This is a genomic window from Methylocystis sp. sgz306128, assembly GCF_056032725.1.
The window spans coordinates 45,850-70,157 of record NZ_JBVYWO010000009.1 but is presented as its reverse complement, the minus strand read 5'-3'; the positions used below and the strand labels follow the sequence as shown (position 1 = coordinate 70,157).

Below are 24,308 nucleotides of genomic sequence, written 5' to 3'. Positions count from 1 at the left end.
TATTTGCGTTTTGGCCCAAATGGCGCGGCATCTCCCTTGCCCCTTGTCCTGAGGTTCCTCTCCCCCTCGTTGTTTCGCAGACTCAGGACAAGGGGGCTTTTTGTCCGCACGCAATTCAACATTCGCGGAGCGGGCATTGTGCCCGACTTTCGCCGCATGCAGCGGTCCGGTCCGGGGTTGGCTGCGTAAACGGTGCATGGCTAAAATGCGCAAGAAATCTGACCTGCCCCAAAAAATCTGCATCGCCTGCGGACGACCGTTCAACTGGCGCAAGAAGTGGGAAAAAGTCTGGCCGGACGTCAAATATTGTTCTGAAAAATGTCGCGGCGCCAAATGACGACACTGCGATTCGTGCTTGGCGATCAATTGTCGCGGGGAATTTCCTCATTGCGCGACATGGCCGCAAACGACGTGATTTTGATGGTCGAGGTGGCTGAAGAGGCAACCTATGTGCGCCACCACAAGCAAAAGCTGGTGTTTGTCTTTTCGGCCATGCGGCACTTTGCGCATGAACTGCGCCAAGCCGGCTTCCAGGTGGATTATGTCAGGCTTGATGACCCCCGCAACAGCGGTTCGTTCACCGGCGAACTGACCCGGGCGGTGGCGCGGCACAGGCCGGAACGTGTCCTGATCACCGAGCCTTCCGAATGGCGGGTAGCACAGATGATTCAGGGCTGGACCCTGGATTGCCCCGTCGAGATCCTGCAGGACACGCGATTTTACGCCTCGCCGGCCTTTTTTGCGAACTGGGCCCGGGGACGCAAAAACTACCGTATGGAATTTTTTTATCGGGAACTGCGCCGCAAGACCGGCATTTTGATGCAGGACAACGAACCGATCGGCGGCCAATGGAATTTCGACGCGGAAAACCGCAAGCCCCTGCCCAAAAAATTTACCGCGCCCGAGCGGCTACGATTTGAGCCGGACGCCATCACCCGCGAGGTGATGACCATGGTTGAACAGGCTTTTCCCGCGCATTTTGGCGAGGTACAGCCCTTTGGCTGGGCGGTGACGCGCACCGATGCACTCAGGGCACTCGAACATTTCATCACGGATTGTCTTCCCCGGTTTGGCGAATTTCAGGACGTCATGAAAAAGGGCGAGGATTTTCTGTTTCATGGCCTGTTGTCGCCTTATCTCAATATCGGCCTGCTGGGTGCGCGCGAAGTATGCCGCGCAGCGGAAGCCGAATATGCGCAAGGCCGCGCACCGCTCAATGCGGTGGAAGGCTTTATCCGGCAGATTCTGGGCTGGCGGGAATATGTGCGCGGGCTGTACTGGCTGGAAATGCCCCGCTACAGGGACACAAACGCCTTGCAGGCAAACCGCGCTCTGCCCGCGCTCTACTGGGGCGGCGAAACAAAACTGAATTGCCTGAGGCAGGTGATTGATGTCACCCGGCGCACCGCCTATGCGCATCACATCCAGCGCCTGATGATCACCGGCAATTTTGCGCTTTTACTGGGAATTGAGCCGCGCCAGATCGAAGAATGGTATCTTCTGGTCTATCTGGATGCCTATGAATGGGTTGAGCTCCCGAATGTGCACGGCATGGTGATGTATGCGGATGACGGCTTGCTAGCCTCCAAGCCCTATGCCGCCTCCGGCGCCTATATCAACCGGATGTCGGATTATTGCGAGGGGTGCTTCTATGACCCTGCCGTGAAAACCGGGGAGCGCGCCTGCCCCTTCAACCCGCTTTACTGGAACTTCCTGATCGAAAACGAAAACAAACTCAAGGGCAATCCGCGCATGGCCATGCCCTATGCGACACTGGCAAAAATGAGCGCCGCGCGCAGGCAAGAGATCCGGCACGATGCGGCAACATTCATGCAGGAGATCGGGATCGAACAAGAGATCGGGACCGGAGCGCACTGAAGCGGACAAAGGCTTGCGCCTGTGCGCCGACAAAGTGTCCCGGCCCGAACGACTTCGCCCAGACATCGCTCCGGCCTTGCCAACATCGTTGCGCATCCGGATTAAGGCATTGCCGCGACGGATAGACAGGCCAGAGACGCCTGTCTGTCTCTGGAAATCCGGTGACCTAGATCGTCTTCGACGCCGAGCAGATGTGAAACCGGATCGCGTCGCCCGGTTCGTGATGATGCCCCGTGAGACAGCACAAATTCGTACTTGCCACCAGCAGGAACGCCGCAGCGGATGTGGTACCCAGAATTTTTGTGAACCAGCCCTTTTTCGCCGGTTCTTCCGCAGCCTCAGACGGCGCAACCGGAACCGGCCCGACAATTTCGCTGAATTTCTCAAAGAAATCACCGGCCAGTTTCTTGGCGGTGCTGTCAATCAGGCGGCTGCCCAACTGTGCCAGCTTTCCGCCGATTTCGGCCTTTACGGTGTAATTTAGAATCGTGGCCTCGCCATCGGCCAGCAACGATACATTTGCGCCGCCTTTGGCAAAACCTGCAATGCCGCCCGAGCCCTCTCCCGAGATTGTGTAGCCGTTCGGCGGATCAAGATCCGACAGATTGACCTTGCCCGTGAAGCTGGCCTTGACGGGGCCAATGCGCAGGGTCACCTTGGCGTTCATCTCGTTTTCAGATGTCTTTTCAATGGAGTCGCACCCCGGAATACATTGGCGCAGAATATCGACATCATTGAGCGCTGCATAAACCTTTTCGCGTGAGGCCTCGATACGTTGTGAGCCGTTCATATCCATTGACGTTTTCCTCTGATTGTTATGATTTGCGTTGGCCGCGACGGCGGAATTCCACCATTTCCGCCAAAATGGAGAGTGCGATTTCGTCCGGCGTGATCGCACCAATATCGAGCCCGGCCGGCGCGCGGATCTTTTCAAGGTGATCAGGCATGATGCCGCCGGCGATAAGATCGCTTTTCAGAGCCGCTGCCTTTTTGCGCGACCCGACAAAAGCAAAATAGGTTGCCGGCGCCTCGATCATGGCGCGCAATGCGGCCGTGTCGCCGCGGCCCTGCGTCGCGATGACGATATAACCATGCCCGGCATAATCCTGCGGCAGGTTGAACCCGTCGATCATCCGATCCACTTCGCCAAATGCGCCATGATCCGCAGCGGGCGTGCAGACAACGGTAAAGAATCCCATCCTGCGGCCAAGATCGGCAAGAGCCGCAGCCACGGGCGAGGCCCCGCAGATGATCATTTGCGGGCGCGGCAAGATCGGCTCCACGAACACATCCATCGTTCCCTGACTGGGGCACATATTCTTGGCATAGAGCACGCCATCACGCATCTCGCCGGCGCTGACGTGCTGCTCCTGCAGCAAATCATCCGGCTGAATGCTGACCAGACGCGGCTGGCCATCGCACAAGGCCTCACGCGCGGCTTTCAGCACAGCCCCCCGGGCGCACCCGCCCCCGATCCAGCCGCCGGATATGCTGCCATCGGCGAGGATCACCGCCTTCGCCCCCGCCTTTGCCGCCGTTACCGCAACAGTGCGCACTACGGTGGCCAGGGCAAAGGGCTCCCCGCGCGCCTTGGTGTCGCTGATGAGGTCAAGAATATCAGCTTGCTTCTGCATGATCAGATCCTCGCCAGATAGGGTTCAAGCGCCTGAAGACTTGCCAGATTATGTGCAGGCGCAAACAGGTCGATATAGGGAAGAGAGGCCTGCATTCCGGCTGCGGCGGGCGTATAATCCTGCCAGCCTATCATTGGATTGAGCCAGACGATGCGTCGGCAGCGTTTGCGCAAAACCGACATTTCCGCCCCCAGATCGCCCGCCGGGCCGGTGTCGTAGCCGTCCGAAACAATCATCACACAGGTACGCGAGTGTATGACACGCCGCGCATGCCAGCGATTGAAAGAGCCGAGGCTTGCCCCGATGCGGGTGCCGCCGCCAACGCCCTGCGCCATCAGCGACATGCGCTCCACGGCGCGCTGCGCATTGCGCTCGCGCAGCGCTGGCGAAACATGCACCAGCCGGGTGTGAAAAACGAAGGCTTCCGCTTCCCGGAAGTTTTCGAGAACGCCATGCATGAAACGCAGGAAAACCGCCGAATACAAACTCATGGAGCCAGAGGCATCCAGCAAGATGACCAACCGCAGGGGCTTTTCCTTGCGCTGGCGATGCACCAGTTCCAGCGGCGTGCCGCCATGGGCAATGCTTTTGTGAATGGTGCGGCGCAGATCCAGCCGCGAACCGCGGCTTCGCGCCCGCATCCGCCGGGTCAGCCGCGCACGCATGGCTCGCGCCAGACGCTCCGCGATCTCATGGGCGGCCGCAAGGTCTTCGGGCTGCGTGAGATGACGAAAATCGGTTTGGCTTAAAACCTCGGTGCGCGATGCGCCCTCGCGTTTCGATTGACCTGTCTCGCTCGTTTCGGCTTCGCCGCGCTGAACATGATCAACCGACCTGCTGTCTCCCTGACCACGGGACCCATGCTGTGCGACATTCAGCCCTGATGGCGATTTTTGCGGCGCGCCGGAAATGCGCGTTGCCGATTTCATGCCACGCCGAAGCCAGAAGGCATCGAAAATTTCATCGAATCTCTGCCAGTCAGACTGGCGGCTGCAAAAAAGCGTACGCAGGGCCGGTCGCAGAAGTGCTGGCCGCGCAGCACCAGCTCCGCTCAGGATGCTGAGCGCGTCATGCAATTCCGCCAGACCAATTATAAAATCATGATCCCTAAGCGTGCGCACAAACCCGCTGAGACGGTCGCGCATGCCGGCGCCAAGGCTCTGGTTTTCCTGCCTCAGCGCGGTCATCTCAGGCCACCTTGCCCAACAGCCGATCAGACACTTCGCGCGTCATGCGCGATTTATCCTCGGCGGTCTTGATCAGACACATCAGCGTTTCAAACACGATTTCCGGTTCGTCCTGCAAATGCCGCAACTGAAGACCCGCCAGAGTTGCCGCCCAGTCCAGCGTCTCGGCCACGCCCGGCGTCTTGCGCAGGTCTTCCTTGCGGATCAGGCCGACCATGCTGGCAATCTGCAGGGCGAGCGCCGTATCGATTGCCGGAACACGGGACAGGATGATCCGCGCCTCGCGGTCGACATCAGGGTAATCAACATAATGATACAGGCACCGGCGACGCAGGGCGTCAGAGAGCTCGCGCGTGCCATTTGAGGTCAGAATCACCCGCGGAATGGTCGTCGCCGCAATGGTGCCAAGCTCCGGAATCGAGATCTGAAAATCAGACAGCAGTTCGAGGAGAAACGCTTCGAATTCCTCATCGGCACGGTCAACTTCATCGATCAGCAGAACCGGCGCCCTCGCCTGACGGATCGCAGCCAGAAGCGGGCGCTCAAGCAGATATTTCTCGGAGAAAATATGCTCCTCAACCGCATCGGCATCACGGCCCTCGCGCGCCTTGATGGCCAGCAACTGGCGCTGATAATTCCACTCATAGAGGGCCGCGCTCTGGTCCAGCCCTTCGTAGCATTGCAGCCGGATCAGCTTCGTTTCATGCGCCAGAGCCAGGGCCCTCGCGACTTCGGTTTTACCGACACCGGCCTCGCCCTCCAGCAACAGAGGACGGGACAGGCTTTCCATCAGCCAAAGCGCGGTCGACAGGTCGCAGTCGGGAATATACCCGACCGCCGCCATCTGAGCCGCAATCCTGTCCTGTGGAATCTTCATCGCCATCGGCCCGGTTTCCGCCTATTTATGCAGACCCAGACGCTCGCCCACCTTCCAGAGCCGCCATGCATCATGCGGCATCTGGATATGTCCGGCGTTCAGGAAAGCATAAGCGTCGTTGACCGCATTGGAGAAACACGGCACGCCGCCGACATGCGGGCTCTCGCCCACGCCCTTGGCGCCGATCGGGTGATGCGGCGAGGGCGTAACCGTGAAATCCGTCTCCCAATGCGGCGTTTCCACCGCTGTCGGCAGGAAGAAATCCATGAACGAAGCGCCCATGACATTGCCGGTTTCATCGTAGCGGATTTCCTGCCCCATGGCGCAGGCAAACGCTTCCGTCAGCCCGCCATGGACCTGCCCCTCGATGATCATGGGATTAATGCGCGTCCCGCAATCATCCAGCGCATAGAAGCGGCGGGTCTTGGCGACGCCCGTGTCCACGTCAATATCCATAACGCAGAAATAAGCACCGAAGGGATAGGTCATGTTCGGCGGTTCATAATAGTTCACCGCTTCCAGCCCCGGTTCAAGATTCGGCGGCGGATTATTGTAGGCCGCCCATGCGATTTCCTTCATAGTCTTGAACTTTTCCGGCAGGCCCTTGACGCGGAAGCGATCGACATCCCATTCAAGATCGCCTTCGTGCACCTCAAGCATATGCGCCGCGATCATCTGGGCTTTTGCCTTGATCTTGCGCGCGGCAACCGCCGTTGCTGCGCCGGCAACCGGCGTGGAGCGCGAACCATAGGTACCAAGACCATAAGGCGCGGTATCGGTATTGCCTTCCTCGATCATAATGTCGTCGGCCGGAATACCCAGTTCGGTGGCTATGATCTGGGCATAGGTGGTCTCATGCCCCTGGCCCTGGCTCTTTGTGCCCATGCGGGCAATGATCGAGCCAGTGGGGTGAATGCGGATTTCGGCGGAATCAAACATGGCAATGCCGAGAATGTCGCAATTCTTCGAAGGCCCCGCGCCGACAATTTCCGTGAAGAAGGAAATGCCGATGCCCATGATCTCGCGGGTTTCCCCGCGCAGGAAAGCCTCGCGCTTGGCGGCCTGCTCCTTGCGAAGCTCGGCATATCCGATGGTTTCCATAGCCTTCTTCATGGCGGTGTGATAATCGCCGCTGTCATATTCCCAGCCCAGCGCCGCCTTGTAGGGAAACTGCTCTGCCTTGATGAAGTTCTTCATCCGCAGTTCGGCAGCATCCATGCCAAGCTTCTGCGCCAGCACCTCGACAGCGCGCTCAATGGCGAACACGGCTTCCGTCACACGGAACGAGCAGCGATAGGCCACGCCGCCCGACGCCTTGTTGGTGTAAACGCCATCCACCGTCAGATGCGCGACCGGAATATCGTACGAACCGGTGCAGATATTCATAAACCCGGCCGGCCATTTCGACGGATCGGCGCAGGCGTCAAACGCACCGTGATCGGCCAGCACATGGACGCGCATGGCCAGAATCTTGCCCTCCTTGGTCGCGGCAAGTTCGGTCGTCATATGATAATCGCGGGCAAAGGAGGTGGTGGACAGATTTTCCATCCGGTCCTCAACCCATTTGACCGGCACGCCCAGCACGATGGAGCCAACGACAGAACACACGTAGCCAGCATAAGCGCCGACCTTGTTGCCAAATCCGCCGCCGATATCCGGCGCAATGACGTGAATCTTGTGTTCCGGCAGGCCGGAGATCAGCGCAACCACGGTGCGGATGACATGCGGGGCCTGAAATGTTCCCCACAGGGTGAGTTCGCCCTTGATCTTGTCAAACGAAGCCACGCTCTGGCAGGTTTCCAGCGGCGAAGGGTGCGTGCGGTGATCAACCAGCATTTCCTTGATGGTCACATCCGCCTTGGCAAATACGGCGTCTGTCTCGTCCTTGTCGCCGATCTGCCATTCAAAAATATGATTGGGGTGTTTGCGCGGGCCATGCGCACCAACCATCTTGTCCTTGATGTCCTCGCGCAGGACAGGCGCATCCGGCGCCATGGATTTGAACGGATCGACGATGCAGGGCAGCGCTTCATAAACAACGTCAACAAGTTCGGTGGCGTCAGAAGCGATATAACGATCCTCGGCAATGACGAATGCGACTTCCTGATTCTGGAACAGCACCTTTTCTTCGGCCAGCACGGCCTGTACGTCGCCCGCAAGCGTCGGCATATAATGCAGGCCGAGCGGCTTGAGATCGGCGGCGGTGAGCACGGCAATCACACCCGGCAGAGCCTTGGCGCGGCTCGTATCGATGCTGACGATCCGGGCATGCGCATGGGGCGAGCGGACAAAATCGCCGAACACCATGCCCGGCAATTTCAGATCATCGACATAATTGCCCTTGCCCTGCGTGAAGCGGATATCCTCGACGCGCTTGCGCTTGCAGCCCATGCCCTGCAGCTTTTCCGTGCGTTCCGCACGATCAATTTCAATCGGGGTCTGCTGGTTCATTGTGCGGCCTCCAGAAATGGTGTTCCGTTGATTTTGGCCGCCGCATATTGGATGGCCTTGACGATGTTCACATATCCTGTGCAGCGGCACAGATTGCCCGCGATGCCGTAACGGATTTCCTCTTCGGTGGGATTGGGGTTTTCCTGCAGCAGACGATGCGCCCGCAGGATCATGCCCGGCGTGCAATAGCCGCATTGCAGACCATGCATCATGCGAAAGCCTTCCTGCAGCGCGCTGAGCGTGCCATCCGGGTTGGCCATGCCTTCGATGGTGGTGATCTGCGCACCCTGTGCCTGAACGGCGAAGGTCATGCAGCTCTTGACCGACATTCCGTCTATTTCCACGGTGCAGGCCCCGCAATGGCCCGTGTCGCACCCGATATGCGCGCCGGTCAGATTGAGTTGTTCGCGCAGAAAATGGATCAGCAGCGTACGCGGCTCAACCAGAGCTTCGACCGGCTTGCCGTTAATGGTCAGTTTGATGTGAGATTTCGTCATGCTGGTTCCCCTCAAGCCGTCGCGCGGGACTTTGCCCGCTCAAGCGCCCGGCGCATCATGATGCCCGCCATTTTGGTCCGGTATTCAGCCGGGCCGCGCATGTCGGAAGCCGGATTGGTTATGGCCTCTGCGGCAGCGACCGCCCTGGCAACCGTCGCTTCATCCAGAGTGCTTCCGACAAGAATTTTGCCTGCCTCCTCGGCCCAGAGCGGCGTTTCCGAAACATTCGTCAGCCCGATCGACGCACTCGTGCAGGTTCCGGCAGAAAGAGTGATGACCACCGCAGCTGCCGCAGTTGCGTAATCGCCAACTTTTCGCTTCAGCTTCTCGTAAGCGTAACCATGCCCCGCTGCCGGCTTGGCGATGCGGATCGCGGTAACAATCTCCCCAGCCTGAAGCTCGGTGACATAGGCGCCATGATAAAATTCGCGGGCAGGCACGCGGCGCTCACCGTCCGGGCCAGCAAGATGAAAAATTGCGCCGAGACATTGCATCAGGGCGGGCATGTCATTGCCCGGATCACCATTGGCAACGTTGCCGCCGAGTGTGCCGCGATAGCGGATCTGCGGATCTGCAATGACCCATGAGGTTTCGCGGATGATGGGAATATGCCGGGACAGAAGCTCCGACGCGATCATCTCATGCTGGGTGGTCATGGCTCCGATGACAATATCGCCGCCCTCCTCGCGCACACCTTTCAGGTCGGCGATGGCGGACAGATCAATAAGGTGTTCAGGCGAAGCCAGACGCGTTTTCATCAGCGCGATGAGGCTCTGCCCTCCGGCCAGAGGCCGGGCCTCGTCACCCAGCCGGCCAAGAAGCGCCACGGCGCTCGCGACGGAATCCGGACGATGGTAGTCAAATGAACCTGGTATCATGAACGCTCCTCCCAGAGCAGACGGGCTTGATCAAGCCTCGGCACAGAAGACCCGGCAGCTTCCGGGCTGCGGGCCCTCGATTGCTCTGAGAGTGCTAAAACCGGGGCAGAAAAGACAAGAACAAGCCCACGAAGCGCATCAAATTGCACCAATTGCGCTTGTCTGCACGAATTGCGTCGCTAGTCCTGACCTAATATCAAGCCATATTGACTTGTCTGGCGACCGCCATTTCCTGATATGCGGACAATTCCTGCCTGAGGATTGCGACACGCGTGCGGCTGATCGGCACAGTGCGGCGAACGGACGAACTCAATTCAGCAATTCCGGCATCGGCCGATTTTCTGATCAGAATCACAAAGGCCAGATTCACGATATGGCTTCGGTGCGCCCGAAAAAAATTCGCCTTGGGCAGTCGGGTTGCAATTTCCGTGATGGACAGCGGACAGAACAGATCCTCCCGGCCATTGAACAGATAGGTGTAATGCGCATTTGCATGAACGGAAACGATCTCGGTGACCGCAATGTGAAAGCGGCTGCCGTTCCTTTCAAATGGCAGGACATCGGTGGCGGAACTTGCCGCCGCAGAGTCGTGAGCCATGCCTGTGGCAGGAGGCGGTTCTGGCGCTTGCGGCCTGACCTCCAGCTCTGCCGTCGGTCTGGCGCTCTCCTCGGCGCTTCGCCAGTTTCCGCGGTCGAGGGCGTCGGCTGTCTTGTTGGGAATCAGCGCCAGCATGAATATGCCGGAAATGGAGAATGCAACGATACTGACAATGACGGCAAGAAAATCGCCCGAAATGGCGGAGGCGACATCCATCGGCATGCCGTCCATGACATGCAGAGTGGTGCCGGCCATGGCCACATAATGCATGCCGGAAATCGCGCAGCCCAGAACACAGGCTGACAGTAGCAAAGGCGGCGCCTTCTCAGCAACAAACGCAAGCCAGAGCGCCAGACCCGAGGCAGCAACAGCCAATGCAACGCTGGCGAGAATGAATACGGGATTGTGGATCATATGCGCGCTGGAATGAACCGCGATCATCCCGATATAATGCATCGCCACTATGCCGAGGCCCATCACGCCAGCAGCAAGAACCAGCATGCGCATGGCCCTCAGGCTGGCCAGATAAATGGCAATTCCCGTCACGAGCACACACACCAGAAAGGAAATCAGCGTCGGCAAAATATCGTAACTGAGGCTGAAATCCGCCTTGACGGCGAGCATTCCGATAAAATGCATGCCCCATATGCCAAAGGCCAGCGTCAGGGCTGAACCGGCGATCAGGAAACGGCGATTAAGCGCAAAGGCACGCGGAATATGCTGAGCCAGACTCAGCCCGACGTAGCTCGCCTGAATCGCAACAAGAACCGAAAGAATGACGAGCAATGGATTGTAGCTGAAATTCATGTCTCACCCAAATGAGAGCCCTCACCGGAATATACGCATCGGAATCGGTATCAAAGTTTGTGAGAAAGGTCACCTGATATGCTTTGTTGATTATCTTGTCATTTCGCCCGGTGCCGGTGCGGCTCAGAACCACATTCAACAATCGATGCCCCCGAAAAAAAGGGTGCCCCTCGCGCCAAAGCTTGGCCCGGAGTCAGGACTATACGGGTGGGGACAGATGTTGCGATTTTCTGGGCTTCTTAAAACAAAGCGGCTTGCCGGGCAAAGCATGAAAGCCCGGCACGGGACGCACAGCCTGATTTCAACGAGAATTTAAACGTCCGGTCTGCCCCCGGGCGATACCCGGGGCTCAAACTTTTGACATTGAGAAAAGATCTGATCGGGCAAATTGCCCGATCAAGACATTCATATCCATATAAGTCAGGCGGCTGACGGCTTCTTGCCGAAGGCGACGGCGAGAATAATGATGCCGCCCGCGACCATCATCTGTTCCGAGACATCGAGCCCCATGATGATCAGGCCGTTATTGATTGTGCCGATCAGCAAGGAACCAGCGAAAGTACCCAGAATAGTGCCCCGCCCACCGAACAGGCTGGTGCCGCCCAGAATCACCGACGCAATGGCCATAAGCTCGGCGCCCTCGCCAAAATTGAAACGGGCGGTGCGCATCATGCCGGCATAAAGCAGGCCGGCCAGTGCCGCCGCTGCTGCCGAGAGCAGGAAGACCATGAATTTGACACGGCGAGTCTTGACGCCAGAATATTCTGCGGCCAGACGGTTGCCGCCCGTCGCCAGTACCTCGCGGCCAAAGCCGGTGTATTTGAGAACCACATGGCCGACGACCGCGATCGAAACCGACCAGAGCAGCAGCGAAGGCAGGCCGAGGACCGAGCCGCCGCCGAACAGGCTGTTGTAAAGCGAGTTCGAAATCGAAACGGGATTTGTATAGGTGATGCGCATGTCGAGGCCGCGGATGAACTGCATCATGCCGAGCGTCACCAGAAAAGATGGAATGCCGATAATCGTGACAAAAATGCCGTTCAGCACGCCTACGCCGATCCCGGCGGCCAGCGCCGCAGCCAGAGCAACCGGCCAGGCAAAGCCCGCCTTCATCGTCAGGGCCGCGACCAGCGCCGCAAGAGCCGTGGTCGAACCGACGGAAAGATCAAGTTCGCCAGCGGAGATGACGAAAGTCATGGCTATGGCGATCACCGTGATCATGGCGGTGGTGCGGGCAATATTGAACAGATTGGTGATCGTCAGAAAACCGCTGTCGCCGATGGTCACGCCGAAAAAGACAAGAACCAGAGCGAAGAAGATATAGACGACGTAGTTATGAAGCTGGATTTTGGGCAGTGTCATCGGCGGCTTGACGGATGCTGTGGCCTTGGATTGCATGGTGAAGCTCCTCTTCTGCAGTCAGATCGCGGCGGTTCATGTCTTGAATGATGCGGCCGCCATGAAGAACGAGAATACGGTCGCTGATGGTCATGAGTTCTTCGAGTTCGGACGAGATCACCAACACGGCCATGCCGCGATCGGCCATAGCGCGCACCGTTTCGACAATCTCGGATTTGGCGCCGATGTCGACGCCGATCGTGGGTTCATCAAGGATCAGAAGGCGGGGATTGCGTGCCAGCCATTTGCCGATGACGATTTTCTGCTGGTTGCCGCCGGACAGCAGCCGGGAGGTCTTGTCGGGTCCATCGGTCTTGATCGACAGATTGCGGATCGTCGACATGACCACTTTCAGAGCCGCAGCGTCCTGCACCAGGAAATGCGAGGTGAAGCCGGCAAGATTGGGCAGAATGATATTGTCGCGAACCGAATGGTCCAGCACCAGACCCTGTTTGCGGCGATCTTCCGGCACAAGCGCTATGCCCCGCGCAATGGCGTCCGCCTGATCGCGCACCGGCTTGCCATCGAAGATGATCTCGCCGGAAAGGGCGTGACGCCTGCCGAAAATAGTCTCCGCAATTTCTGTGCGGCCCGATCCCATCAGGCCCGCAAGCCCGACGATCTCCCCGGGGCGGATGTCGAAACTGACATCGTCGATCCGGCTCGGAAGGCGCAGGTTCCGTATCTGCAGGATGGGCGCGCCCTGCGGCGCGCGGCGTTCGTGCCATTCGAAGGAGGCGGAATTTCCGGCGCCAAGCATCGCCTCGACAATATTGGCAACCGACAGGCCGGCGCATTCGGAAGTCATGACCGTTTCGCCGTCGCGCATCACCGTCACGCGGTCGCAGAGCTTGAGAATTTCAGCCATGCGATGCGAGATATAGACGATGGAAATCCCGTTGCGCTTGAGCCGGTTGACAAGTTCGAACAGAGCATCCGTCTCGGCTTCGGACAGCGACGAGGTCGGCTCGTCCATCACGAGAATCCGGGCGTTTTTCGACAGGGCCTTGGCGATCTCGACAATCTGCATATAGCCGACGCTGAGCCCGCCGACGGGAGCGTCCGGATCGATATCGACGCCAAGATCCTTGAGAATGACGCTGGCGCGGCGGCGCATCTCGGCGCCATTGATAAAGGGTGTGCCAGGAAAATGCGGCTCGCGCTTGAGAAAAATATTCTGCGCCACGGTCAGCGTGGGCACCAGAGAAAATTCCTGAAAAATCATCGCGACGCCTGCCCGTTCGGCTGATGTCGCGTCGCGCAAATCGACAACCTGTCCGTCTATGCGGATGGTGCCGCTGTCCTTGGAATAAATCCCGGTCAGGATTTTCATCAGCGTGGATTTTCCCGCGCCGTTTCCGCCCATGAGCGCATGCACCTCGCTGCGGCGCAGAGAGAAGGAAACCCGTTTCAGAACAGGGATGTTTCCGAACTGCTTGCGGATGTCGGTCATTTCGAGAATGGCTGAAGGTGCCATGTCAGACCTCGGCGGAACTGCGGGTTGAAGAAAAAGGGGCGCGGCGGGGGAGGGAGCCGCGCCCAGGGAGAACCTGATCAGTGGGTCAGAGCGCTCTGCATCTCGGCAGGGAGATCCTTGCGGTAGATCGTCTTGTAGGATTCAGCCAGATTCTTGCGCTCGACCTTCAGCGGCGGCACCACGACATAGGACGGGGTCTTTTCGCCGATCAGGGCCAGCGCACCGACCTTGGCCTCCGCCACGCCCTGATCATAGGGACGCTGCGAGGAAATGCCGGCAATGAAGCCGTTCTGCGCCATGTTCAAGGCAACGATCTGGTCAAAATTCTCGTTGACGATCTTGAAATCGGCAGGCGTACGGCCGGCGACGCTCGCAGCTGTTGCCGCGCCCATGGCCGGGATCGACCAACTGGCATACATGCCCTTCAGGTTCGGGAAGCGTGCGAGCACAGCCTGCGCCACTTCCTGACCCTTGTTCGGATCATTATGGCCAGCAGCCACCTTGACGTGCATATCGGGATATTTCGCCAGAACGCGTGCAATGAAGCCCTCATAGCGCAGGTTCGTCACATAGAAGTCATTGGCAAAATACATCGCTGCGACATCGCCCTTGCCGCCAATGGCATCGGCGAGTTCATCGGCGAGATACATGCCGAGCGCGAGGTTGTCCGACGAGATGATGGCGGCATAATCCTTGCCCGGCTCCATGCCGTCGACAGCCTGATCGATGAAGACAACCTTGGTGCCTGCATCGTGAATCTTCTTGTAGGCGCCTGCCGTGGTCTGGCCGTTGAGCGGGATCGAAACCAGCAGGTCGGGCTTGAGCACCGAAATGGCCTCAAGATCGGAAATCTGCTTGGCGTCATCCCAGTTGGCATTGGTTTCAGCCACCACCTTGATGCCCATAGACTCAAAGGTTTCCTTGAGACCGATCAGCTGCTGCGAGGCCCAGTCGTCGCCCAGCCAGCCCATCGAGATGGCCACCGTGAACTTGCCGGCCTTGACCTTGGCGATCTGCTCAGGCGTAAGGACAATTTTCGAAGCCGGAAAACCCGGCTCGCCGCGCTGGCCGTCCGAGACGACAGTGTTCGAGAGGTCGTCCTTCTTGGCAAGTTCCATCGTCTTGGCAGACGGCGCCTTGTACCAGAGCGGATGCTTGATGTCGGGCGCGACATCGGCCATTGCCAGTTTCGGCAGGGCCGCGAGCATGGCGGTGAGAGCCAGATATTTAAACTTTCCGTATTTCATCGTTTTTCCTCCTGATGATATATGCGGCACCCTCGTCCTTCTCTGAGACGTGCCGGGTTGAACCGTGTCTGTGGGTGGCTTTGTTCAGGCCGCCGCGGTCGCGGATGCCTTTCGGTTGAGCATGAACTCGCACAATGTGCGCGCGAGACGATCGGGGGCCTCCAGCGCCAGACTGTGGCCGCACTCCTCGAAGACCTCGCTGCGCTCGACGCCGACAGCGACCTTCTCCATCTGGCCGCGCACCAGTTCGCCGAAGAACTCCGGCGCGCCAATGGTCAGAATGGGCAGAGTGAGCTTGTTCTGCTTCAGTTCAGCGTTGATGCGGGCGTTCTTGAGGCCGGCACGATAAGTCTCCAGACATCCGCGCAGACCGCCCGGAGCGGAAAGACGCGCAATCCATTCGTCAATGGCCTCATTGGTGATGGCGTTGGGGTTCCAGGTTTCCGCCTTGATCCAGAATTCCCAGAATTCACGCTCGCGCCCGCTGATGAGCATTTCCGGCAGATGGGGAATCCAGAAGAAAGGAATATGCCAGACCCAGACGCCGCGCAGATTGAATTGCGAACCGACATTTTCGGGCGTGAAATTCGACCATTCCTCAAGCCCCTCGCCGGAAAGAAGCATTTCCGAGAACGACAGCGTCTTCACGCGCGAACGCTCGGTTGCCGCCAGCGCGTAGGCAAATTCGGCGCCGCGGTCCTCGCCATGCAGATGGAAGGTCTCATGTCCGAGCAAGGTCATCAGCTCAGCCATGTCGCGGGCATTCGTCAGGGAGTCATAACCTTCCTCTGCCGGCGGCTTGTCGGTATCGCCAAACCCGCGCAGGTCAGGCGCGACAACGCGGAAATGCGGCGTCAGCAGCGGAATGAGCTTGTGCCAGTAAAAGTGGGTCTTGGGCGTGCCATGCAGAAGCAGGAGCGGTTCGCCCTGCCCGGCCGTCACATAATGCATGCGTATCCCGTTGACGCGCGCCCGCCCATGTTTTACCGGCGCCCCGGCGTGATCGCAGATTTCCACCATTGCGAAACTCCCTGTGAGATATGAACATTTTTCTTTTTAAGAAGACATATGTTTATAATTTCGTCAATAAATTTTATCATTTTATCGTGTGAATTTACACGATCAGCACCTGTGAAAATTAGCAAATTTTTTTAAAAATCATTTAAAATCATATTGATAATAAATAAAAGCTTGTAATCCACCTAAAGTGTGCAGCCGAAGCGGCTTTGACTTAAGTCGTATATATGGATTCAAAATTACTCATATGTACGAAATTAAATTTGTCAATTTTCATTGCTAAAGGCCGGATGGGATGCAAGCGGCGCGTGCCTCCGCCAGTTTGACACGCCCGTCCCGAGCGTGAAGCACGACCGGCGCAGCGCATCAGAGAGTGCGCAGAGACACCGGCCCGACAAAATCGCCATCGGGTTCCAGTCTTGCCGGAATTTGCGGGAAAAGCCCCGGCATAGCCGCTTGCGGACGGCAGCCGGAAATCCTTCACCAAGAAATGCCCGGGACCTGACCCGCGGGACAGGCGCACACAGCCGCCCAGTTCCCCTGCGGTTCATGTCCGGCCTCGGCGACATCTCAGCCACAGCGCGACAGAATGCGCCTTGCGCGTGCGATGACGGGCGCATCGATCATGATCTTGTCCAGAGCGCTGACCGCTCCGCCTTCGGAGGCTTTGGCAATGACTTTTCTGGCCCATTCCAGCTCAGCCGGATCGGGGGCCAGCGCCGCGCGGATCACTGCCAGTTGCGCGGGATGAATGGCGGCGACGGCCTGGAAGCCGAGCGAGCGCGCACTTGCGATCTGGCGACCATAGAGGTCGAGGTCGCGGAAATTGGCGATCGAACCGGGAAAGCCGATGGGCAAAAGATCATGGGCAATCGCAGCCATGGCGAGATTGGCCGCCGGCATCATCAGGCCGCCCGCGTCGGGATTGATCGCCATTGCCGCAGAAAGATCCTCGGAGCCGAGCATAAGCCCGCAGAGTCCGGGCGACGACGCAATCGAGGCAAGATTGAGAACGCCCTTCGGGGTTTCCACGAGCGCGATGAGAGACAGACCCTCGCCACGCTCATATAAATTCGCGACATCGGCGGCGCTTTCGACCTTGGGCAGCAAGAGCGCCTTGACCTTGTTCCCTTCGAGCGCCAGCAGGTCCGCCGCCAAATCTTGCGCACCGGCATTGACCCTGACCACGCAATCGATCCCGGCATCGGCAATCAGAGCCTGCGCCTGCGCGAGGCGCGTGCGGGCAAGCGGCTTGTCGGCCGGAGCTATCGCGTCTTCAAGGTCAAGAACGATCGCATCGGGACGATGACGGATTGCGCTCGCCAGATGCCTGTCGGCCCCGACAGGCACGAACAACAGCGTCTGCCAGTCTGCGCCGCTCGTCATGCCCGCCGCATCCCGCGAGAATGAAATTCCGCGCGCAGCGCCGCGGAATGCTGGCCAAGCTCTGGCACCGCCTTGCCTTCGATCTCGCCATCCGAAAAGCGCACGCCGCGCCCCATCATTTCAACGGGGCCGGTGCGGGTTTCGGTCTGGATATGCCAGGCTTGCGGGTTATGCGTCAGGTCTTCCATCGAAGACAGACGCCCGCAGGCGATTCCGGCTGCATTGAGCCGGACAATCGCGTCCTCGCGCTCCAGATGTTTCATGACCGCACTGATCAGGGCTTCAATCTCAGCCATATGGGCGACGCGGCCAGAATTGTCCGCGAACCGGGGATCACGCGCAAGTTCGGGCTGGCCCAAAATTTTTTCGGCAAAGATCGCCCATTCGCGGTCGTTCTGCACGCTGATCAGCACCTCGCGCCCATCCGCGCACAGAAAGGCGCCATAGGGGGCAATAGAGGGATGGCGCATGCCGAGGCGCGGGGGAGCCTTGCCGCCATAACGCGTCTGCAGGTAAGGCACGTTCATCCAGTCGGCCATGGTGTGGAACAGCGAGACCTCCACCACGCGCCCGCTCCCGGTTTTCGCGCGCGCCAGCAAAGACTGAAGAATGGCCGCGAAGGCGGTTTCGCCGGCGGCAATGTCGCAAACGGAGATTCCCACGCGTGCGCTGCCCTCCGGCGTGCCGTTGACCGACATCAGGCCGCTCTCGCCCTGAATCAGCATGTCATAGGCCTTCTGGTCGCGATAGGGCCCCCGTTCGCCATAACCCGAGATCGAGACATAGACCAGCCGCGGGTTCTCCCGCGTCATGGCCTCGCTGCCGACGCCAAGACGCACTGCCGCACCGGGAGCCAGATTCTGGATAAAGACATCTGCAGCGCCGATCATGCGCTTGAGCAGCGCCAGATCCTCGCCCTGCCGCAGATCAAGGCAAATCGACTCCTTGCCCCGGTTGATCCAGACAAAATAGGCGCTTTCACCATGAACCAGCCGGTCATAACCGCGGGCGAAATCCCCCTCCGGCCTTTCAACCTTGATCACCCTCGCCCCGGCATCAGCCAGCCGCGCTGTCGCCAGCGGCGCAGCCACGGCCTGTTCCAGCGACACCACCAAAATCCCTTCGAGATCCCGCATGGGCTTTTTTCCTCCCTCATTTTTATTGAAAGGTTACCGGCGACCTTGCCGACGCGGTAATATTGCTTTCCTTGACACGCTAGATCGAAGGCGACTAACTCTTCTCCAATCAAGGGAGAGCCCCCATGGATATACGCCATCTGCGCTACTTCATAGCGATTTCAGAAGAGAAATCGCTGTCCGCCGCGTCGCAGAGACTAGGCGTCGCCCAGCCCTCATTGTCACAGCATGTGATCAAGCTGGAGGAAGAACTCGGCGTCCCGCTCATGGAGCGTTCGCCGCGGGGCATCATCCTGACCGAGGAGGGCCGCCTGCTCGTCCGCCATGCCATCGAAATATGCCGCAGTGTTGACCAATGCATCACCGAGATGAAAGAAGCCAGCGGCATCGTGCACGGCACGGTCGCGTTCGGCATGCCGCCTTCGGTCTCGATGGTCATGTCCGTGCCGCTTGCCGAGACCGTCCGCGTGGAACTGCCGGGCGTCCGCTTGCAGGCAATAGAGGCGATGAGCGGTTATATCCGTTCCTTTCTTGATGACGGAACAGTGGATATCGCGTTCCTGTACAGCCTGACCGGCAAGGATCAGCTCCGCGCCAACCATTTGCTGGACGAGCAGCTATGCTTTTTCTCGGCGCCAGACAACTGGCCGCTCGACACGCCGCCCGGCAGTCCCGTCCCGCTCAACAAGATCGCGGAACTGGAGCTTATTCTGCCGTCGAGCACCCACGGACTGACCAAGACAATCTTACGCCATACGGAGCAGCAGGGCATCGAGCTCAATGTCGTCATTGAGATGGATGCGATGACACAGATCAAGGAACTCGTGGCGCGCGGCTCGGGCTATACGATTTTCGCACCGGCGGCGGCGCATGATTTCGTCGAGCGCGGGGAACTGATCAAATCTCCGATCGTTGCGCCGGAAATCTGGCGGCCCGTTTATCTGGTGACCAATTCGATGCGCCCCATGAGCCGCGCAGCACGGGCCGTCGAATCAATCACGCTCGATGTGGCCCGCGATCTGGTACGGCGGGGCATATGGGAGGGAAAACTGACGCCCGAGATGGACGAACTTCACAGCTAGTCGAAAAAATTCTTGCCGCGATAGGATTTGCCGATTTGACGCGCGGCAGTCGCCTCGTGACACTTCCACCTCAAAATCACATCTCCATAAAATAATATGGGCAGGGAGTTCCGCGGATGGACAATGCTTTTTGGTTCGAAACCGATAAAATCCTGATCGGCGGCCAATGGCGCCCCGCAAGAAGCGGCCAGACCATCGATGTTCTTAACCCATCGGACGGAAGCCTGCTCGCCCGGATCGCGCGCGGCGGCAGCGACGACATCGACGACGCCGTCAAAGCGGCTCAGGCCGCGCGCGCCGGAGCGTGGGGCCAGTTGAGCGCAACCGAGCGCGGACGCCTGATGCTAAAGCTTTCCGGCCTCATTCTGGAACGTCTCGACGCGCTCGCCCGCATGGAAGCGCTTGATGTCGGCAAACCCCTGAAACAGGCCCGCGCCGATGCCGTCGCCATGGCGCGCTATTTCGAATTTTACGGTGGGGCTGCCGACAAGGTGATGGGCGAAACCATCCCGTTTCAGAACGGTTATACCGTTTACACGCTCCGCGAACCGCATGGCGTCACGGGCCATATCGTACCCTGGAACTATCCGATGCAGATTCTCGCACGGTCGGTTTCAGCGGCGCTTGCGATGGGCAATGCCTGCGTCATCAAGCCGGCTGAGGAAGCCTGCCTGACGTCGATCGCCATGGCGCGACCGGCCGACGAAGCCGGGAACCCGGCTTCGTCGGCCAGCCGCGCCGGTCAGGTCTTCATCAACAATTACGGTGCCGGAGGCGGCGTGGAACTGCCGTTCGGCGGCTATGGCAAATCCGGACATGGCCGCGAAAAGGGCTTTGAGGCACTCTATGGCTTCTCGACGGTCAAGACCGTCGCCGCCCACCACGGCTGAAGCACCGCGCCTGCGCCATCGTCTGCAGCGCCGCCCCCTCACAGGGACGGCAAGAACCGGCACACCCGACGCCGGCTCTGTGATTCAGGCCTCAGCAGCTGCGCTCATGGCCATGTATCCGGCTGCGGCTCTTACCCGCAGATCAAGACCGGCCTCGCCCGGACGCGCCTCGATATAGGCCTCCTGACCGGCAATGAGGGGAGAGAGTCCGCGATATCTGAAACGGGACGGCAAATGCCCGAACAGCTTTGCAGCCAGATTGAGCATCAATGTCGCCTGCATCGGGCCGTGCACGACCAGACCGGCATAACCCTCAACGGCGGTCGCATAAGGGTGATCGTAATGGATGCGATGGCCGTTGAAAGTCAGCGCCGAATACCGGAAGAGCAGGACGGCTTCAGGAAAAAACGGCTCTGAATGACTGGCCGCCCAGGTCTGCGCCGCCGGCGGCGCAGGCGTCTCGCCGGTCTTCGGTTCTTCGCGGTAGACGATATCCTGCCGCTCCGAGATGACGGGTTTTCCCGCGACCGTCCAGAGATGCCTGACCGTGACAAAGGCCAGCGGCCCGCTCGAACCGGACTTGAAGGCAATGGCCTCAATCCGGCTTTCGCGCGCAACATGATCCCCCGGTGCAAGAGGCGCCAGAAATTCGAGCTCGCCCCCGGCCCACATCCGCCTCGGCAAATTCAGGTCGGGCAGGAAAAGGCCCAGCCGCGGGTGACCATCCCGGCCCAGTTCGGCGGCAGGGGCAAGGTCGGGCACCAGCGTCCAGTGAAACCCGGGCGGCACTGGCATGTCGGCCAGAAGGTCGCCGAACGTCGTGCAAAAGTGGGATAACTGACGAGGGCCTATCGTCTCTTCGCGCCGGCCGGACCGGCCGATCCATTCTTCATGTGCGGTGCTCATGACGGCGCCAGCGTCCCGGCAAGCGCGCCTGTGGAAAGTTTGTCGAGCGCCTCGACCGCATGCCAAAGCCGGTCGGCTTCCGCCTGCCCCAGCAGCGCCGAAACTTTGGCCCGCAGGCCCTGCGCAAGCCTGTCATGCGGCAGGCGTGCGGCCAGATCATGCGAAAAGGCGACCCGGCTTCCATCCGTCAGTTCCACCACGCCTTCGGCCTGCATATCGGAAACGGCGGCATCGCCGGTGACAGTGACACAGCGCGCAAACCGGACAAGCTCCGGGTCGGCGGCCAGCGTGTCGGTATAAGTGCGGTCATTGCCGGTCGGCATGCCGCCAAACACCATGCCGGCCAGCCAGGCGTAGCTGAATTTCACTTCGAGGCCGGTACGGGGCTCCTTGATGTCGCACACTTTCAGCCAGCGCGGATTGGTCCGCAGATGCAGGGCCGCAACTTTGGCCTTGGCGCAGCGCGGCAGAATCGCCAGCAGGGCCTCGATCATGGCGTGCGTGCCGTGGCAGCAGGCGTGAAACTTGTATTTGATATCCTCAAACAGGAACGTCCCGGGCGGCATATCGCCGAACCCCGCCTGAAGATCGGGCGCATCGGAATGCGTGGGCACGAAACCCTGCGCACCGAATATGCCATCGTCGGCAGAGGTGAACCCGGCTTGCGCGAGTTTGGCGCATTCAACTCCGTTGGCGGCGGCCAGTCCGGCATTATAGGGCTTGCCCATGGTTCCGAATTGCGATTTCAGGCCCGAAGCCCGCGTGGCCACGAGGCTCAGCGCTGTGCGCATGGCTGCGCGGTCAAGGCCGAGCAGACGCCCGGCAGCAATCGTCGCCCCGAAAGCGCCGGCAGTCGCCGTCTGGTGAAAACCGCGGTTATAGTGCACCGCGCCCAGTACCTTGCCGATCCGGATCGAGGCCTCGGCGCCGACGAGGAAAGCATCTGCAATATCGGCGGCATTCGCGCCCGCCTCCTCGCCAGCCGCAAGAGCGGCCGGATAGATCGCCACAGAAGGATGACCGATATGACCAAAATGCGTGTCGTCAAAATCAAGCGCATGCGAGGTTGCGCCGTTGACCAGCGCCGCCATGCGCGCAGGAACACGCCCCCCGCCAAAAAGCGTGGCCACCGGCTTGCCGGCCTCCGATATGGCCATATTCCGGAGAATGACCGCCAGCGGCTCGCTGACGCCCGCGCGCCCGCAGGCCAGCCAGTCGAAGAGCGAAAACCGGGCCATGGCGCGGGCGCCGGGGGTTATGTCCGCCGCAGGCAGGAGCGCCAGATCGACGAGTGCGTTCATCGGCTCCATCAACGGGCCTCCCCGTAGGATTTGGGCAATCCGAGAACCTGTTCCGCGATGAAGCAGAGAATGAGATTGGTTGATATTGGCGCAACCTGATAGAGACGCGCCTCGCGGAACTTGCGCTCGACATCATATTCCTCTGCGAAGCCGAAGCCGCCATGCGTCTGCAGACAGGCCTCTGCCGCTTCCCAGCTGGCGTCAGCCGCCAGCATCTTGGCGGTATTGGCCTCGACACCGGGATTGAGGCCGCTGTCATACATGGCGGCCGCCCGATAGACGATAGCTTCCGCCGCCAGCATATGGGCATAGGCGCGGGCTATGGGAAACTGGACGCCCTGATTTTTTCCGATGGGCGCACCGAAGATGACGCGTTCGCGGGCATAGGCAGAGGCCTTGTCGATAAACCATTTGGCATCGCCGATACATTCGGCCGCAATCAGTATTCGCTCGGAATTCATGCCGGAGAGAATATAGCGGAAGCCCTTACCCTCCTCGCCGATCAGAGCCGAGACCGGAATACGGACATTGTCGAAAAAAACCTCGGTCGTGGCATGATTGATCATGGCGCGGATCGGGCGGATGGTGATGCCATTGCCGACAAGCTCCCTCAGATCGAGCAGGAAGACCGACAAACCATCGGTTTTGGATTTGACCTGATCGCGCGGGGTCGTACGGGCCAGCAGCAGCATCAGATCGGAATGTTCGGCCCGCGATGTCCAGATTTTTTGACCATTGATGATATAGCTGTCGCCGTCACGCCGTGCGGTGGTTTTCAGGGCCAGCGTGTCGGTGCCGCTGGTCGGCTCGGTGACGCCGAAAGCCTGAAGTCTGAGCGAGCCATCGGCAATGCCGGGAAGCCATTTTGCCTTCTGCTCCGCGCTCCCGTGGCGCAGAACCGTCCCCATCGTATACATCTGGGCGTGACAGGCTGCAGCATTGCAGCCGTTGCGATGGATCTCCTCCAGAATGACCGCCGAGGCCGAAAGGTTGAGGCCCGACCCGCCATAGGCTTCCGGGATCATCGCCGCCAGATATCCCTCGCTGATGAGCGCATTGACAAAATCCTTTGGATAGGCGCGCCGGGCATCGAGATCGCGCCAATAGGCGCCGGGAAACTGCTCACAGACCTTGGCGACGCCCTCGCGGATGGCGGAATATTCTGCGGTCGGATCGAATTGGTTCATCTCATTCTTCCTGTTGGGTCGTCGGGCCAGATTCAATCGAACCGGCCCGGCTGGGAAATAAAAAAGCACAATGGCCGCTATCTGCCCAATGCATGACGCTTCAGCGTGAAACTTCCGAAGGTCTCGCGGGTCTGTGGCGCAGGTCTCTCATCGTTCGGTCATCCGCGCGACCGAGGCCGCGATCCAGTCTGGCGCTTCCTGGCCTTCACCAGCATCAAACGGGATGCGGCGCAGGCCCTCGTCCTGTGTAAGGCCGAGCCGCGAACGATAGGCCAGCCACCAGACCAGCGGGACACCGATCAGATAGAACAAAACCTGCCAGACGAACAGCGACGGCAGGCCAAGCGCCGCCGTGCCAGATATTGCCGTCATAGCTCGAAGCATAGCCGATCTTCCACGGCGGGTGCTTGGCCAGCGAGAGTAAAAGACAAATCAAACGCTGACGTTCATAGAAGCACTGCGTTGAATTTCCTC

General features: G+C 59.5%; 22 protein-coding genes. 4 read left to right on the top strand and 18 right to left on the bottom strand.

What is annotated here, in order from left to right:
• Positions 1-196 precede the first annotated feature (196 nt).
• Together AC0N03_RS13420 and AC0N03_RS13415 are read left to right on the top strand one after the other, a co-directional pair.
• Positions 197-337, top strand: a complete 141-nt coding sequence (locus tag AC0N03_RS13420; protein ID WP_474289365.1) for a DUF2256 domain-containing protein — start codon at positions 197-199, stop codon at positions 335-337.
• Positions 334-1,878, top strand: a complete 1,545-nt coding sequence (locus AC0N03_RS13415; protein WP_474289318.1) for a cryptochrome/photolyase family protein — start codon at positions 334-336, stop codon at positions 1,876-1,878. The genes AC0N03_RS13420 and AC0N03_RS13415 overlap by 4 nt, the downstream gene beginning before the upstream one ends.
• A gap of 166 nt (positions 1,879-2,044) precedes the next feature.
• Here AC0N03_RS13415 and AC0N03_RS13410 read toward each other — a convergent pair whose 3' ends face one another.
• From AC0N03_RS13410 to AC0N03_RS13345, 14 genes are all read right to left on the bottom strand, one after another.
• Positions 2,045-2,674, bottom strand: coding sequence for an SRPBCC family protein (locus AC0N03_RS13410; protein ID WP_474289317.1), 630 nt, complete (start codon positions 2,672-2,674; stop codon positions 2,045-2,047).
• A gap of 19 nt (positions 2,675-2,693) precedes the next feature.
• A complete protein-coding gene (locus AC0N03_RS13405) occupies positions 2,694-3,512 on the bottom strand; it encodes an XdhC family protein (protein WP_474289316.1) in 819 nt (272 codons plus the stop codon).
• Between the two features lie 2 nt (positions 3,513-3,514).
• The gene (locus AC0N03_RS13400; protein ID WP_474289315.1) at positions 3,515-4,699 is read right to left on the bottom strand and encodes a vWA domain-containing protein; all 1,185 of its coding nucleotides are present in this window, start codon (positions 4,697-4,699) and stop codon (positions 3,515-3,517) included.
• Between the two features lies 1 nt (position 4,700).
• Positions 4,701-5,582: an AAA family ATPase gene (locus tag AC0N03_RS13395; RefSeq protein ID WP_474289314.1), complete on the bottom strand. Its 882-nt coding sequence runs from the start codon at positions 5,580-5,582 to the stop codon at positions 4,701-4,703.
• Positions 5,583-5,597: 15 nt separating this feature from the next.
• Positions 5,598-8,027 (bottom strand): aerobic carbon-monoxide dehydrogenase large subunit, encoded by a 2,430-nt coding sequence (locus AC0N03_RS13390; protein WP_474289313.1) that lies wholly within the window; start codon positions 8,025-8,027, stop codon positions 5,598-5,600.
• A complete protein-coding gene (locus AC0N03_RS13385) occupies positions 8,024-8,524 on the bottom strand; it encodes a (2Fe-2S)-binding protein (RefSeq protein ID WP_474289312.1) in 501 nt (166 codons plus the stop codon). The genes AC0N03_RS13390 and AC0N03_RS13385 overlap by 4 nt, the downstream gene beginning before the upstream one ends.
• 11 nt (positions 8,525-8,535) lie before the next feature.
• On the bottom strand, positions 8,536-9,402 hold the full coding sequence (locus AC0N03_RS13380; RefSeq protein WP_474289311.1) for an FAD binding domain-containing protein: 867 nt from the start codon (positions 9,400-9,402) through the stop codon (positions 8,536-8,538).
• Between the two features lie 196 nt (positions 9,403-9,598).
• Entirely contained in the window at positions 9,599-10,807 is a 1,209-nt protein-coding gene (locus AC0N03_RS13375) for an MHYT domain-containing protein (RefSeq protein ID WP_474289310.1), read from the bottom strand.
• 420 nt (positions 10,808-11,227) lie between these two features.
• Positions 11,228-12,205 (bottom strand): ABC transporter permease, encoded by a 978-nt coding sequence (locus AC0N03_RS13370; protein WP_474289309.1) that lies wholly within the window; start codon positions 12,203-12,205, stop codon positions 11,228-11,230.
• Positions 12,141-13,682, bottom strand: coding sequence for a sugar ABC transporter ATP-binding protein (locus AC0N03_RS13365; protein WP_474289308.1), 1,542 nt, complete (start codon positions 13,680-13,682; stop codon positions 12,141-12,143). Before AC0N03_RS13365 ends, AC0N03_RS13370 begins: the two co-directional genes overlap by 65 nt.
• 77 nt (positions 13,683-13,759) lie before the next feature.
• On the bottom strand, positions 13,760-14,929 hold the full coding sequence (locus tag AC0N03_RS13360; RefSeq protein ID WP_474289307.1) for a substrate-binding domain-containing protein: 1,170 nt from the start codon (positions 14,927-14,929) through the stop codon (positions 13,760-13,762).
• An 84-nt stretch (positions 14,930-15,013) separates the two neighbouring features.
• Positions 15,014-15,949, bottom strand: coding sequence for an alpha/beta fold hydrolase (locus AC0N03_RS13355; RefSeq protein WP_474289306.1), 936 nt, complete (start codon positions 15,947-15,949; stop codon positions 15,014-15,016).
• Between the two features lie 567 nt (positions 15,950-16,516).
• Positions 16,517-17,332, bottom strand: coding sequence for an HpcH/HpaI aldolase/citrate lyase family protein (locus AC0N03_RS13350; RefSeq protein ID WP_474289305.1), 816 nt, complete (start codon positions 17,330-17,332; stop codon positions 16,517-16,519).
• Positions 17,329-18,468: a CaiB/BaiF CoA transferase family protein gene (locus AC0N03_RS13345; protein WP_474289304.1), complete on the bottom strand. Its 1,140-nt coding sequence runs from the start codon at positions 18,466-18,468 to the stop codon at positions 17,329-17,331. Before AC0N03_RS13345 ends, AC0N03_RS13350 begins: the two co-directional genes overlap by 4 nt.
• 125 nt (positions 18,469-18,593) lie before the next feature.
• Here AC0N03_RS13345 and AC0N03_RS13340 point away from each other — a divergent pair, with 125 nt between their 5' ends.
• Positions 18,594-19,550 carry a LysR family transcriptional regulator gene (locus AC0N03_RS13340; protein ID WP_474289303.1) on the top strand — a complete coding sequence of 319 codons (957 nt, stop codon included), beginning with the start codon at positions 18,594-18,596 and terminating at the stop codon, positions 19,548-19,550.
• Positions 19,551-19,666: 116 nt separating this feature from the next.
• Positions 19,667-20,440, top strand: coding sequence for an aldehyde dehydrogenase family protein (locus tag AC0N03_RS13335; RefSeq protein ID WP_474289302.1), 774 nt, complete (start codon positions 19,667-19,669; stop codon positions 20,438-20,440).
• 84 nt (positions 20,441-20,524) lie between these two features.
• Here AC0N03_RS13335 and AC0N03_RS13330 read toward each other — a convergent pair whose 3' ends face one another.
• The 4 genes from AC0N03_RS13330 to AC0N03_RS13315 all read right to left on the bottom strand — a co-directional run bounded on the left by AC0N03_RS13330 (position 20,525) and on the right by AC0N03_RS13315 (position 24,206).
• Positions 20,525-21,346 carry an HTD2 family dehydratase gene (locus AC0N03_RS13330; RefSeq protein WP_474289301.1) on the bottom strand — a complete coding sequence of 274 codons (822 nt, stop codon included), beginning with the start codon at positions 21,344-21,346 and terminating at the stop codon, positions 20,525-20,527.
• On the bottom strand, positions 21,343-22,656 hold the full coding sequence (locus tag AC0N03_RS13325; RefSeq protein WP_474289300.1) for an MmgE/PrpD family protein: 1,314 nt from the start codon (positions 22,654-22,656) through the stop codon (positions 21,343-21,345). The genes AC0N03_RS13330 and AC0N03_RS13325 overlap by 4 nt, the downstream gene beginning before the upstream one ends.
• Positions 22,656-23,834 carry an acyl-CoA dehydrogenase family protein gene (locus AC0N03_RS13320; protein ID WP_474289299.1) on the bottom strand — a complete coding sequence of 393 codons (1,179 nt, stop codon included), beginning with the start codon at positions 23,832-23,834 and terminating at the stop codon, positions 22,656-22,658. Before AC0N03_RS13320 ends, AC0N03_RS13325 begins: the two co-directional genes overlap by 1 nt.
• 147 nt (positions 23,835-23,981) lie before the next feature.
• Positions 23,982-24,206 (bottom strand): hypothetical protein, encoded by a 225-nt coding sequence (locus AC0N03_RS13315; protein ID WP_474289298.1) that lies wholly within the window; start codon positions 24,204-24,206, stop codon positions 23,982-23,984.
• Between the last annotated feature and the right edge of the window lie 102 nt (positions 24,207-24,308).

Bases quoted from the DNA above. Each gene is read 5' to 3' on its own strand.
- AC0N03_RS13330 (WP_474289301.1), bottom strand. From the start codon at position 21,346: ATGAGCACCGCACATGAAGAATGGATCGGCCGGTCCGGCCGGCGCGAA.
- AC0N03_RS13325 (WP_474289300.1), bottom strand. From the start codon at position 22,656: ATGGAGCCGATGAACGCACTCGTCGATCTGGCGCTCCTGCCTGCGGCG.
- AC0N03_RS13415 (WP_474289318.1), top strand. From the start codon at position 334: ATGACGACACTGCGATTCGTGCTTGGCGATCAATTGTCGCGGGGAATT.
- AC0N03_RS13355 (WP_474289306.1), bottom strand. From the start codon at position 15,949: ATGGTGGAAATCTGCGATCACGCCGGGGCGCCGGTAAAACATGGGCGG.
- AC0N03_RS13345 (WP_474289304.1), bottom strand. From the start codon at position 18,468: ATGCGGGATCTCGAAGGGATTTTGGTGGTGTCGCTGGAACAGGCCGTG.
- AC0N03_RS13410 (WP_474289317.1), bottom strand. From the start codon at position 2,674: ATGGATATGAACGGCTCACAACGTATCGAGGCCTCACGCGAAAAGGTT.
- AC0N03_RS13320 (WP_474289299.1), bottom strand. From the start codon at position 23,834: ATGAACCAATTCGATCCGACCGCAGAATATTCCGCCATCCGCGAGGGC.
- AC0N03_RS13315 (WP_474289298.1), bottom strand. From the start codon at position 24,206: ATGACGGCAATATCTGGCACGGCGGCGCTTGGCCTGCCGTCGCTGTTC.
- AC0N03_RS13365 (WP_474289308.1), bottom strand. From the start codon at position 13,682: ATGGCACCTTCAGCCATTCTCGAAATGACCGACATCCGCAAGCAGTTC.
- AC0N03_RS13390 (WP_474289313.1), bottom strand. From the start codon at position 8,027: ATGAACCAGCAGACCCCGATTGAAATTGATCGTGCGGAACGCACGGAA.
- AC0N03_RS13395 (WP_474289314.1), bottom strand. From the start codon at position 5,582: ATGGCGATGAAGATTCCACAGGACAGGATTGCGGCTCAGATGGCGGCG.
- AC0N03_RS13420 (WP_474289365.1), top strand. From the start codon at position 197: ATGGCTAAAATGCGCAAGAAATCTGACCTGCCCCAAAAAATCTGCATC.
- AC0N03_RS13350 (WP_474289305.1), bottom strand. From the start codon at position 17,332: ATGACGAGCGGCGCAGACTGGCAGACGCTGTTGTTCGTGCCTGTCGGG.
- AC0N03_RS13360 (WP_474289307.1), bottom strand. From the start codon at position 14,929: ATGAAATACGGAAAGTTTAAATATCTGGCTCTCACCGCCATGCTCGCG.
- AC0N03_RS13340 (WP_474289303.1), top strand. From the start codon at position 18,594: ATGGATATACGCCATCTGCGCTACTTCATAGCGATTTCAGAAGAGAAA.
- AC0N03_RS13335 (WP_474289302.1), top strand. From the start codon at position 19,667: ATGGACAATGCTTTTTGGTTCGAAACCGATAAAATCCTGATCGGCGGC.
- AC0N03_RS13405 (WP_474289316.1), bottom strand. From the start codon at position 3,512: ATGCAGAAGCAAGCTGATATTCTTGACCTCATCAGCGACACCAAGGCG.
- AC0N03_RS13385 (WP_474289312.1), bottom strand. From the start codon at position 8,524: ATGACGAAATCTCACATCAAACTGACCATTAACGGCAAGCCGGTCGAA.
- AC0N03_RS13400 (WP_474289315.1), bottom strand. From the start codon at position 4,699: ATGACCGCGCTGAGGCAGGAAAACCAGAGCCTTGGCGCCGGCATGCGC.
- AC0N03_RS13370 (WP_474289309.1), bottom strand. From the start codon at position 12,205: ATGCAATCCAAGGCCACAGCATCCGTCAAGCCGCCGATGACACTGCCC.
- AC0N03_RS13380 (WP_474289311.1), bottom strand. From the start codon at position 9,402: ATGATACCAGGTTCATTTGACTACCATCGTCCGGATTCCGTCGCGAGC.
- AC0N03_RS13375 (WP_474289310.1), bottom strand. From the start codon at position 10,807: ATGAATTTCAGCTACAATCCATTGCTCGTCATTCTTTCGGTTCTTGTT.